Raw genomic sequence first — 11,415 nt, 5'->3', positions numbered from 1 at the left:
TCCCCACGGCAGATGGACTTGGCTTCCGCGTCACCTTACGTAAGAGAACCATAACGGAGCGTGATGATTGACGGTCGGATTCTTGGTCAAGCGGTGAAGCCTGTCGCTCCAGGTGGCCCGGAGAAACCGGGACGAGAGGCGCGCTACCGTAGCGCTGTGTCCCATCCGAAGCCGCTCAATCTGCCGTTCGATCCCATCGACCGCGCCGCGGAGAGCTGGCGTGCCCGTTTCGGGCCTTCCTCCGCGATGGCCGCGGTGACCTCCATCATGAGAGCCCAGCAGATCCTGCTGTCGCAGCTCGACTCGCTCCTGAAGCCCCATGATCTCACCTTCGCCCGCTACGAGGCGCTGGTTCTGCTGACCTTCAGCCACACCGGCTCGCTGCCGCTGTGGAAGATCGGCGAGCGGCTCATGGTCCACCCCACCAGCGTCACGAACACCGTGGACAGGCTGGAGAAGTCCGGGTTCGTCTGCCGCCTGCCCAACCCGCGTGACGGCCGCGGCGTGCTCGCCGAGATCACCGACAAGGGCAGGGAGGTCGTACGCCGGGCCACGGCCGACCTGATGGCCGCCGAGTTCGGCCTGACGATGTACGCCGAGGACGAACTCCAGCAGATCTTCGGCCAGCTCCGCACGCTGAGGGTGGCGGCGGGTGACTTCGCCGGCCCGTCCATGCGGCAAGATGAGGAGCATGGCGGACTTCTCTAGGCCCGGGTCACTCTACGGAGCTGTGGACCTGGGCGCGCGCAAACAGGCACTGGATGCCCAGGCCCGGCGGGAGGCCGCCGGTCCTCAGGGGGCCCCGTCGGCCTCGGTCGTCGACGTGACCGAGGAGACCTTCACGACGGACGTCATCGACCGTTCGATGACCGTGCCGGTCGTGCTCGACCTGTGGTCGCCGAGGGCGCCCGGCAGCGCCCAGCTCAGCCCCGTGCTGGAGAAGGTGGTCGGCGACATGGGCGGCAGAGCCGTCCTGGCCAAGGTCAACGTCGACACCAGCCCCCAGATCGCGCAGGCGCTGCGGGTGCAGGCCGTGCCGACCGTGCTGGCCATCTTCCAGGGGCAGGCCGTCACCGGCTTCCAGCAGGTGCTGCCCGAGCAGGAGGTGCGCCGCTGGCTCGACGAGCTCATGGGCGCGGTCGAGCAGTTCTACCAGGCCAACCCCGACGCCCGGCCGGCCGCGGCCGAGGAGGGGGAGGAGGCGCCCGCCGGGCCGCCCGCCGACCCTGACCTGGTGGCCGCCGAGCAGGCCATCGACGCCGGTGACCTCGACGCGGCCGAGGCGGCCTACCAGCGCCTGCTGGCCCGCATCCCGGGCGACGAGGACGCCAAGATGGGCCTGGCCGGCGTCGGCCTGATCAAGCGCACCTCCGAGGTCGACCCGGCCGACGTGCAGCGGCGCGCGCAGGACCCGTCCGACGTCGACGCGCAGCTTCTCGCCGCCGACCTGGAGATGCTCTCCGGCGCGGTGGACGAGGCGTTCGAGCGGGTCGTGGCCGTGGTCAAGCGCACCTCGGGCGACGACCGTGACAAGGCCAGAAAGCACTTGCTCGGACTTTTCGACGCGTTGCCGTCAGACGACCCATCTTTGGCAAAAGCGCGTAGAGCATTGGCGAGCGCCCTGTTCTAACCTGGAGGTATGCGGGTCGTCACGATCTCCGCGGCCTACGGCACGGCCGGCAGCCACATCGGCCCGGCCGTCGCCGAGCGCCTTGGCGTGCCCTTCGTCGACCGTGCCATCCCCAGCGCCGTCGCCCAGGAGCTCGGCTGCACGCTGGAGGAGGCGCTGGCCCACGACGACCGTGCCGAACACGGCCTCGGCAGGCTGCTGTCCGGCGCCATCCGGCTGCCTACGGTCACGTTCGGCGGCGTCGACATGTACGTCCCCGGCGCGATGCCGCTGCCGCCCGAGGAGTTCGTCCGGCGTACCGAACGGATGATGAAGGAGATGGCCCTCGCCCAGGGAGGGGTTTTCCTGGGCCGGGCAGGGGCTCTGGTGCTGGCCGACCAGCCCGGCGCGCTGCACGTCCGGCTGGACGGGCCGCTCAAGCGCCGGATCCGGCAGACGGCCACGCTCGGCGAGATGAGCGAGCGGGAGGCGCGGGCCGTCATCGAGGACAACGACCGGGCCAGGACGGCCTACGTACGCCACTTCTACCGCGCGGATCCGGGCGATCCGTGCCACTATCATCTCGTGCTCGACAGCACCACCATCCCGGTCCCGGCCTGTGTCGACCTGATCGTCATGGCCGCGGCGGCACTGGATTGACCTGAAGCCCCCTATCCTGGGATGACTTCTTGGTCAGTCCCGAAGGAGCGATTGACGTGGCCACCGTTCCGAGTGTGTCGTACTCCATCACCGTGCGTCTTGAGGTGCCTGCGGGCGGCAAGGCCGTCAGCCAGCTCACCCACGCCGTAGAGTCGGCCGGGGGCGTGGTGACCGCCCTCGACGTCACCAATGCGGGCCACGAGAAGCTCCGCATCGACGTCACCTGCGCCGCCCGCGACACCGACCACGCCCAGGCCATCGTCGACCAGCTCGAGGCCGTCGAGGGCGTCGTCATCCACAAGGTGTCCGACCGCACGTTCCTCATGCACCTCGGCGGCAAGATCGAGATGAAGTCGAAGGTGCCGCTGCGCAACCGCGACGAGCTGTCCATGGCCTACACCCCGGGTGTGGCGCGCGTGTCGATGGCCATCGCCAGGAACAAGGAGGACGCCCGCCGCCTGACGATCAAGCGGAACACGGTGGCCGTGGTCACCGACGGGTCCGCCGTCCTCGGGCTGGGCAACATCGGGCCGGAGGCCGCGCTGCCGGTCATGGAGGGCAAGGCGGCGCTGTTCAAGCGGTTCGCGGGCATCGACGCCTGGCCGATCTGCCTCGACACCCAGGACGTCGACGAGATCGTCCGCACGGTGCAGGTGATCGCGCCCGGGTTCGGCGGCATCAACCTGGAGGACATCGGCGCGCCGCGCTGCTTCGAGGTCGAGCGCCGGCTGCGCGAGCTGCTGGACATCCCGGTCTTCCACGACGACCAGCACGGCACGGCGATCTGCGTGCTGGCGGCGCTGACCAACGCGCTGCGCGTGGTGAACAAGTCCATCGAGAACGTCAAGATCACGATGGCCGGCGCGGGCGCGGCCGGGAACGCGGTGCTGCGGCTGCTGCTGGCCGCGGGCGCGCGCAACGTGGTCGTCTGCGACTACCTGGGCGCCGTCCACAAGGGCCGCGACGACCTCGACGAGTCGCTGCGCTGGATCGCCGACCACACCAACGCCGAGGGCTACGCCGGCGACCTGCGGGGCGCGGTCAAGGACGCCGACGTGTTCGTCGGGGTGTCCGCGCCGGGCATCCTGACCGGCGACGACATCGCCACGATGGCCAAGGACGCGGTGGTGTTCGCGCTGGCCAACCCCGAGCCCGAGGTGTCGCCCGACGACGCCCGCGAGCACGCCGCCGTGGTGGCGACCGGGCGCTCCGACTACCCCAACCAGATCAACAACGTGCTGGCCTTCCCCGGGGTGTTCCGGGGGCTGCTCGACGCGCAGGCCGGCGGGGTGACGCAGGAGATGTTGCTGGCCGCCGCGGGCGCGCTGGCCGCGGTGGTCACGCCGGAGGAACTGGGGCCCAACTACATCGTCCCGAGCGTCTTCCACCCCGACGTGGCGACGGCGGTGGCGGCCGCGGTCCGCGAGTCCGCCGGCGGCCGTGCCCGAGGTTTCACCGAGGCGTGATCACAAGAGGGCCGAGCCGCTGGTCCGGCCCTCTTCCGCCGCAGATCCTGCGACCATCCGGACGGCCCGCAGGGCGCCGCCTGCGGAGGCTCTTACGCGTGGGTGACGGCGGGGATCAGGCGGTAGCTCTCCTGGAAGACGAGGTTGTGGGCGTCGGCGGCGGCGATGGCGCGCAGGGTGGTGAGCTGGCCCGCCGCGTCGGAGTGGTCGAAGACGTTCAGCGGCCAGTCGCCCACCGTGTTGCCGCGCAGGTGCGGGTGGTGGAAGTCGGCGCCGTAATGGGCCACGATCGCGATCGGCAGGATGTCCTTGTCGCGCTGCTCCGGCCACGTGAGCGACCACATGGCGTTGAGCCCGCCCTCCTGAGACCTGGTGAGCCCGCTGGCCACCACCTGCCCCGTGCCGAGGAGCAGGTCGGCGTTGAACTCGTCCAGCGTCGCCCGTGCCACCGGGTCCAGCAGTTCGACCGCCGTGGCGAACAGGCGTTCCTTGTCCTCCCGCGCGGTGACGCCGCCGTGGACGCCGTCGCGCAGGTCGGTGAAATGCCTGATCAGAGCCTCGTTCATGGCAGTGCGCATGCCTACCCTCTTCCCCCGGTACGCGGCCGACACCCCGTACGGCGGTGATCCGCCGCGCCGTAGAAGCAGGTCAGGCGGCCGCGAACGGCGCCGGACGCCGGTCGCGCATGCTCAGCTCGTAGATCTTCTCGTAGCCCATGGCCATGCCGAGCGCGTCGAAGTCGCGCTTGACGTGCATGCGGCAGTCGGCCGGATGCAGGCCGCCCACGGCCTCGACAGCCTCGGGCAGGTCGGCGGGGTCGGCGCAGACGTAGCCGGTGACGCCGTCCGCGACGATCTCGGGCACGGCGCCGCCGCGCAGCGCGACCACGGGGGTGCCGCTCGCCATGGCCTCGATCATGACCATCCCGAAGGACTCCTCCCGCAGGCTGGGGAAGAGCAGGCAGTGGGCGTTCGCCAGCAGCTCGCGCTTGCGTACGCCGCCCGCCTCGCCGACGAAGACGGCGTCGTCGCCGAGCCGGGGCCTGACGTGGGCGTCGAAGTAGGCGTGATCGGCGGGTCCGGTCAGCCTGCCGGCGAGCAGGATGCGCCGTCCGGCGGCGCGCGCGGCGTCGATGGCCAGGTGGGCGCCCTTGCCGGGGCTGAACCTGCCGAGGAAGAGCACGTACTCCTGCTTGCGCTCGCGGAAGGGGAAACTCTTCAGGTCCACGCCGTTGTGCACGGTACCCAGCCAGTTGAGCTCCGGGGCCCGCATCCGCTGGAAGGTGGAGGTGGACACCAGGCCGACGGCGTCGCCGAGCGGGCGGTGGCACCGGGCCGGTTCGCCGGTGGCCGGGCCGTGCACGGTCGCCACCGTCGGGAAGCGCGGGTCCAGGACGACGCCCGCCGACGAGTGGTCGTGCACGACGTCCGCGTCCTCCGGCACCGGCCGGTCGGCGCCGATCAAGGTGACCCGGTGGCCCAGCCTGAGCAGGGAACGCGCGAGGTCGGTCATCATGACCCTGACGCCCCCGTAGGAGCGTTCCAGCTTCGGCGGGGTCACCATCGCGATGTGCAGCCGGGAATCGGCGGACAAGTCGTCACCTCCATAGGGGCCGCCGCCTCCGGATGGCCCGGAGGCGGCGGAATGCGACCGTGCGGATTCCCGATCTCAGCCGTTCTGAACCCGTGGAATCCAGGAGGGCGCGGTCAGCCCAGGAGCCGCTCGATCCGGGTGCGGACGTCGGGCGTGTCGAGGCCGCGCACTGTGAGCGTCGTACGGCGGCGGACGACGTCGTCCACGGTGGCCGCCCACTCGTGGTCGCGGGCGTAGACGGCCTGGGCCCAGATGTCGGGACCGTCCGGGTGGATGCGCTCGCCGAGCGCGGGATCGTCGCGGATGAGCCGGGCCACGTCGAAGGCGATCGTGCCGTAGTGGGTGGCCAGGTTGCGGGCGACCAGCGGGTCCATGCGGGCGCCCGGCTCGCGTTCGGTCCACAGGCGCATGGCGACGGCGTCCGGGCTGGCCAGGCCGGGCAGCGGTACGGCGGGCAGGATGGCGGCCAGGTCGTCGCCGAGCGGCCTGCCGGGCAGGCGGGCCAGAGTCTCCAGGACGTGCTTGCCGATGTGCCGGTAGGTCGTCCACTTGCCGCCCGCGACCGACAACATGCCGCCCGAGCCCCTGGTCACCACGGTCTCCCGCTTGGCGGAGGCCACCCCGCCGGGGCCGCCGGGGAGCACGCGCAGCCCGGCGAAGGCGTAGGTGATGTCCTCGCGGCGCAACTGGGAGTCGCGTACGGCGTGGCCGGCCTCGTCCAGGATCTGGGTGATGTCGGCGTCGGTGGCGCGTACGGCGGCCGGGTCGCCCTCGTACGCCTCGTCGGTGGTGCCGAGCAGCAGGTGGTCCTCCCACGGGATGGCGAAGGACACGCGGTACTTGTCGATGGGCGTGGTGAGCGCGGCCTTCCACGGTTCGTGGCGGCGCATGACCAGGTGGGCGCCCTTGGACAGGCGGATGCTCGGCGCGGCGTTCGGGTCCTCCATCCGCCGCAGGTGGTCCACCCAGGGGCCGGTGGCGTTGAGCACCAGCCGGGCGTCCACGCCGAACTCGGTGCCGTCGAGGCGGTCGCGCAGTTCGGCGCCCGTCACGTTGGCGCCCGTCTTGCGCAGCCCGACGACCTCGGCGTGGTTGAGCACGACCGCGCCCGCGTCCACGGCGGCCCGGACGGTCATGACGGCGACGCGGCTGTCGTTCATCTGGTGGTCGCCGTAGACGGCGGCGGCGCGCAGGCCCTCGCTGCGCAGCGCGGGGACGCGGGCCATGGCCTGGTGGGGCGTGATGACCTTGCCCATGCCGTCGCCGAACACCGACAGCGCCGAGTACAGGAAGACGCCGGCGCCGAGCTTGGCCGCGCCGTGCGGGCCGCCCTTGTAGATCGGCACCAGGAAGGTGAGCGGTTTGACCAGGTGGGGCGCGATGTCGGCGGCCAGGGCACGGCGTTCGCGATGGTTCTCGGCGACCAGCTTGACGTTGCCGGTCTGCAGGTAGCGCAGGCCGCCGTGGACCAGCTTGGACGACGCGCTGGAGGTGGCCCCGGCGAAGTCGCCCGCCTCGACCATCGCCACCCGCAGCCCGGCCTGCGCGGCCATCCAGGTGACGGATGTGCCGAGGATGCCGCCGCCGATCACCAGCAGGTCGTAGGTGGCGCGGGAGAGTTCGTCTCGGATCTCGGACCGGTCGGCGCCGATGGCGATGTTCATGAACGTGCTCCAGTCCTACTGTTCGACCCAGTCAAGGGTGCGGGCCACGGCCTTCTTCCAATTGCGGTACTCCCGCGCGCGGACCTGATCGTCGATCTCCGGCCGCCACTCCGACGCCTTGTGCCAGTTGGCGCGCAGGCTGTCGAGGTCGGGCCAGTAACCGGTGGCCAGGCCGGCGGCGTACGCGGCGCCGAGCGCGGTGGTCTCGGCGACCATCGGCCTGATCACCGGGACGGCCAGTACGTCGGCCAGCGTCTGCATGAGCAGGTTGTCGGCCGTCATGCCGCCGTCGGCGCGCAGCGTGGTCAGGTCGAGCCCCGAGTCGGCGTTCATCGCGTCGACGACCTCGCGGGTCTGCCAGGCGGTGGCCTCCAGGACGGCCCGCGCGATGTGGCCCTTGGTGACGAATCCGGTCAGACCGGCGATCACACCGCGGGCGTCGGAACGCCAGTGGGGCGCGAACAGCCCCGAGAACGCCGGGACGAAGTAGCAGCCGCCGTTGTCGTCGACGCTCTTGGCCAGCGTCTCGATCTCGGCGGCGCTGGAGATCAGGCCCAGGTTGTCGCGCAGCCACTGCACCAGCGAGCCGGTCACGGCGATCGCGCCTTCGAGCGCGTACGTGGCCGGACCGTCGCCGATCTGGTAGCCGACGGTGGTGAGCAGGCCGTGCCGGGAGACGACGGGCTCCTGGCCGGTGTTCATCAGCAGGAAGCTGCCCGAGCCGTAGGTGCTCTTGGTCTCGCCGGGTTCGAAGCAGGTCTGGCCGAACAGCGCCGCCTGCTGGTCGCCGAGCGCGGAGGCCACCGGCACACCGGCCGCGGTGTGGCCGTAGACCTCGGCCGACGGGCGGATCTCCGGCAACATCGCGCGCGGCACGCCGAGGGCGGCGAGCAGGTCGTCGTCCCAGCTCAGCGTGTGGATGTTCATCAGCATCGTGCGGCTGGCGTTGGTCACGTCGGTCAGGTGGCGGCCGGTCAGGTTCCACAGCAGCCAGCTGTCCATGGTGCCGAACAGCACCTCGCCGCGCTCGGCCCGCTCCCGCAGCTCGTACGCGTCGAGCAGCCAGCGGATCTTCGGCCCGGAGAAGTACGTGGTCAGCGGCAGCCCCGCCCGCTCCTTGAACAGCCCCTCGTGCTCGGCCAGCGTACGGGTGAGCGCGTCGGTTCGGGTGTCCTGCCACACGATCGCGGGGCAGACGGGACGCCCGGTCTCCCGGTCCCACAGGACGGTGGTCTCGCGCTGGTTGGTGATGCCCAGCGCGGCGATGTCGAGCCCCTCGGTGGCCTCGGCCATGACGGTCTGGACGGCCTGCCAGATCTCCGCGGCGTCGTGCTCGACCCAGCCCGGCTTGGGGAAGATCTGGCGGTGCTCCCGCTGGGCGACGGTGACGATGTTGCCGGCCTGGTCGAAGACGATGCACCGGCTGGACGTGGTGCCCTGGTCAATGGCTGCGATGTAGTGCGGTCGAGGCACGAGGTTCCTCGCTTGAGAGTCGGGGTTCGACATTGTCGAACGATGTGAGCGATGGTACGTGTTCGCCCCGGTGTTGTTCAACCGGTTCACCTGGCCAGATCCCGGCTGATCGCGCGGGCGGCGTCGCGGACGTAGGAGACGTACTCCATGGTCAGGGCCCCGCCGGCGGTCAGTCGTTCGACCGCGCCGCGGATGCCGATGGCCCCGACGACGATGCCGCGCGGGTCCTTGATCGGGGCCGCGATGGCGACCTCGCCCTCGGTCAGCTCCTCCATCTCGGCCGCCCACCCCCGCGTGCGGACCTGCTCCAGGTCCTCCTCCAGCTTGGCGGCGTCGACCAGCGTCCGGTCGGTGTAGGCGGTCAGCGGCGGCGCGAGCGACTCGCCGTAGGGGTCGTAGGCGAGCAGCACCTTGCCGAGCGCGCTGGCGTGCGTCGGCAGGTAGGTGCCCACCTGGAGGGTCTGCATGCTGTCGTCCGGGCGGAACACGTGATGGATGACCAGCACGTGGCCCTCGTGCAGGGTGCCGATCCAGGCGCTCTCCCTGCTCCGCCCGGCCAGGGCGTCGGCCCAGTTGATCGAGCGGGTGCGCAGCTCGTTGACGTCGAGGTAGCTGCTGCCCAGGTGGAGCAGTGTGGCCCCGAGCCGGTACTTGCCGGTCGCCGCGTCCTGCTCGACGAAGCCGACGCGGACCAGCGTGCGCAGGATGCCGTGGAGGGTGCCCTTGGGCAGGCCCAGCGCCCTGGCCAGCTCGGCCACGCCGAGCTGGCGGGGACCGGAGGCGAGCAGCCGCAGGATCGCGGCGGCCCGCTCGACCGATTGAATCGTCTCTCCCACGGCGGCAACCATAGCGCAGATCAGTTCGACATTGCCGAACGCTTCCGAGGAATCAGCGCTCCGGCGAATGTGAGGGCCGCGTTGACGAGCACCGCCACGATCACGCCCTGGAGCACGGTCCCCATGGCCGCGGTGGCCACGGCGCTCATGACCGGGATGCCCATGGTGATGCCGACCTGCTGCGTCATCGTGGCCAGGCCGGTCGCCAGACCCTGCTCGGAGTCCGGCAGCCCGGACGTCGCCGTCACCATGAACCCGACGATCGCCACCATGTTCCCGATCCCGCCCGCGAAGGTGGCGGCCAGCAGCAGCCAGATCCATCCCGGGCCGGTGCCGAGGAGGGCCAGCGAGGCCGTGGCGACGGCCTGGAGGCCGAACCCGGCGGCGAGGGCCCGTCCCGTGCCGAGCCGGCCGATGACCCGGGGTGCGAGCACGCCGCCGAGCACGGTCCCGAGCCCCAGCACGCCGAACGCCAGCCCGGTGGCCAGGGCCGAGTAGCCGAGCACCTTCTGCAGGTAGAGGGTCATCAGGAAGACGAGGGACGTCTCCGTGGCGAAGGCGATCAGCCCGGCCAGGTTGCCCCAGGTGACGTTGGGCCTGGCCAGGATCGTGACCGGCACCAGGGGAGCGGCGGCGCGGCGCTCGACGTACCAGAAGGCGATCAGCAGCGCGGCGCCGGCCGCGAGCGCGCCGAGGCCGAGGGCGTCGGCGAAGCCGTGCTCGCCGGCCCTGGTCAGGCCGAAGACCAGCGCGAGCAGACCGGCGGTGACGGCCGCCGCGCCGGGCAGGTCCATCCTGGGCCGCTCGGCCGGGCGGCTCTCCTTCAGTACGGCGGGCGCGGCGAGGAGCACGGCCAGCGCGACGGGCACGTTGACGAAGAACGCCCACCGCCAGCTCAGCAACTCGGTCAGCAGTCCGCCCAGCACCGCGCCCGAGGTGAACCCGGCCGACATCAGCGCGCCGTTCAGCCCGAGCGCCTTGGCCCGCAGCGGCCCCTCGGGGAACGACGTGGTCAGCAGCGCGAGCCCGGCGGGCGTGACGATGGCCGTGGCCAGGCCCTGGGCGACCCTGGCGACCAGCAGCAGGCCCGGGGAGGTCGCGAGTCCGCCGGCCAGCGAGGACACCCCGAGCAGGGCCATGCCGATCAGGAACAGCCTGCGCCGCCCGAACAGGTCGGCGATCCTGCCGAACAACAACGTGAACCCGGCCGCGGCCAGCGCGAACGCGGTCGCCACCCACTGCAGCTCGGCCAGTGCGAAACCGAGGCCCGAACCGATGACCGGCAGTGCCACGTTCAGAATGGAGAAGTCCACGGCGAGCATGAACTGGGACCCCAGCAAGAGCACCAGCACCAGCCGCTGCGCGGACGTCATCCGATCGGATCGGGGCCGGTCGGCGAGTACGGTCATGTCATCTCCCTAATGGGACAGTCGTTCCGTTAAGATGCGCCATGACGATAACACGAAAGGAGTGTTAATGGAACAAGAGTCCCGTTTGGCGGGGACTGTGCGGCCGGGGGGCCGCACCGCGCGCGTGCGCGCGGCCGTGCTGGAGGCCACTCGGGACGAGCTGGTCGAGCACGGCTTCCATGGGCTGACCATGGATCAGGTGGCGGCCAGGGCCGGCGTGGGCAAGACCACGGTCTACCGGCGCTGGGGGAGCAGGGCCGGGCTGGTCACGGACCTCATGATCGAGCTGGCCGAGCAGTCGTCACCGCACGCCGACACGGGATCCATCGAGGACGACCTGCTGGCCAACGCCATGGCCGTCGTGGGCGCGGTCACCGACCACCGGCTCGGGGCGACGTTCCAGGCGGTGATCGCGGCGGGCACCTCGGACGCGCAGGCCGTCCAGGCGTTACGGGCCTTCTATCTGCGGCGGATCGAGGAATGGGCCAAGGTGGTCGATCTCGCCGTGAAGCGGGGTGAGCTGCCCGAGGGCACCGACGGGATGGAGGTGATCCGGGCGATCTCGGCCCCGCTCTACTACCGTCTCCTGGTCACCAAGGAGCCAGTGGACCAGGGGGTCGCCAGGAGTGCGGCGCTGCGCACGCTGGCGGCGGCGCGGGCGGGCGCGTTCGTCCCGCTGCCCGCCTAGCGCGTCACGAGGGGCGG

The 11,415-nt window shown here is 71.3% G+C and carries 11 protein-coding genes; 5 read left to right on the top strand and 6 right to left on the bottom strand.

Features of this window, described 5'->3' with window-relative positions; genetic code table 11:
* Positions 1 to 156 precede the first annotated feature (156 nt).
* From IEZ27_RS21760 to IEZ27_RS21745, 4 genes are read left to right on the top strand one after another with little or no spacing between them, the layout of a single operon-like run.
* Positions 157 to 708, top strand: coding sequence for a MarR family winged helix-turn-helix transcriptional regulator (locus tag IEZ27_RS21760; RefSeq protein WP_229824201.1), 552 nt, complete (start codon positions 157 to 159; stop codon positions 706 to 708).
* Positions 692 to 1,630 (top strand): tetratricopeptide repeat protein, encoded by a 939-nt coding sequence (locus tag IEZ27_RS21755; RefSeq protein ID WP_189648911.1) that lies wholly within the window; start codon positions 692 to 694, stop codon positions 1,628 to 1,630. The genes IEZ27_RS21760 and IEZ27_RS21755 overlap by 17 nt, the downstream gene beginning before the upstream one ends.
* Before the next feature lie 9 nt (positions 1,631 to 1,639).
* On the top strand, positions 1,640 to 2,269 hold the full coding sequence (locus tag IEZ27_RS21750) for a cytidylate kinase-like family protein (RefSeq protein ID WP_125631607.1): 630 nt from the start codon (positions 1,640 to 1,642) through the stop codon (positions 2,267 to 2,269).
* A gap of 56 nt (positions 2,270 to 2,325) precedes the next feature.
* Complete coding sequence (locus tag IEZ27_RS21745; RefSeq protein WP_189648910.1) at positions 2,326 to 3,735, top strand: NAD-dependent malic enzyme; 1,410 nt, start codon at positions 2,326 to 2,328, stop codon at positions 3,733 to 3,735.
* Positions 3,736 to 3,827: 92 nt separating this feature from the next.
* On the opposite strand, the gene IEZ27_RS21740 is transcribed toward IEZ27_RS21745, so the two are convergent.
* From IEZ27_RS21740 to IEZ27_RS21715, 6 genes are all read right to left on the bottom strand, one after another.
* Entirely contained in the window at positions 3,828 to 4,313 is a 486-nt protein-coding gene (locus IEZ27_RS21740) for a hypothetical protein (RefSeq protein WP_229824200.1), read from the bottom strand.
* Positions 4,314 to 4,383: 70 nt separating this feature from the next.
* Positions 4,384 to 5,328, bottom strand: coding sequence for a glycosyltransferase (locus IEZ27_RS21735; RefSeq protein WP_229824199.1), 945 nt, complete (start codon positions 5,326 to 5,328; stop codon positions 4,384 to 4,386).
* 113 nt (positions 5,329 to 5,441) lie between these two features.
* Positions 5,442 to 6,992, bottom strand: coding sequence for a glycerol-3-phosphate dehydrogenase/oxidase (locus tag IEZ27_RS21730; protein WP_189648909.1), 1,551 nt, complete (start codon positions 6,990 to 6,992; stop codon positions 5,442 to 5,444).
* Positions 6,993 to 7,007: 15 nt separating this feature from the next.
* Positions 7,008 to 8,465, bottom strand: coding sequence for a glycerol kinase GlpK (gene glpK / locus IEZ27_RS21725; protein ID WP_229824198.1), 1,458 nt, complete (start codon positions 8,463 to 8,465; stop codon positions 7,008 to 7,010).
* Between the two features lie 86 nt (positions 8,466 to 8,551).
* Positions 8,552 to 9,313 carry an IclR family transcriptional regulator gene (locus tag IEZ27_RS21720; RefSeq protein WP_379478608.1) on the bottom strand — a complete coding sequence of 254 codons (762 nt, stop codon included), beginning with the start codon at positions 9,311 to 9,313 and terminating at the stop codon, positions 8,552 to 8,554.
* A gap of 8 nt (positions 9,314 to 9,321) precedes the next feature.
* A complete protein-coding gene (locus IEZ27_RS21715; protein ID WP_229824197.1) occupies positions 9,322 to 10,710 on the bottom strand; it encodes an MFS transporter in 1,389 nt (462 codons plus the stop codon).
* Between the two features lie 67 nt (positions 10,711 to 10,777).
* Here IEZ27_RS21715 and IEZ27_RS21710 point away from each other — a divergent pair, with 67 nt between their 5' ends.
* Complete coding sequence (locus tag IEZ27_RS21710; RefSeq protein ID WP_189648907.1) at positions 10,778 to 11,398, top strand: TetR/AcrR family transcriptional regulator; 621 nt, start codon at positions 10,778 to 10,780, stop codon at positions 11,396 to 11,398.
* The last annotated feature ends 17 nt before the right edge of the window (positions 11,399 to 11,415 follow it).

Source organism: Nonomuraea spiralis (genome assembly GCF_014648435.1).
Lineage (GTDB): Bacteria > Actinomycetota > Actinomycetes > Streptosporangiales > Streptosporangiaceae > Nonomuraea > Nonomuraea spiralis.
This window is presented reverse-complemented; position numbering and strand designations above follow the sequence as displayed.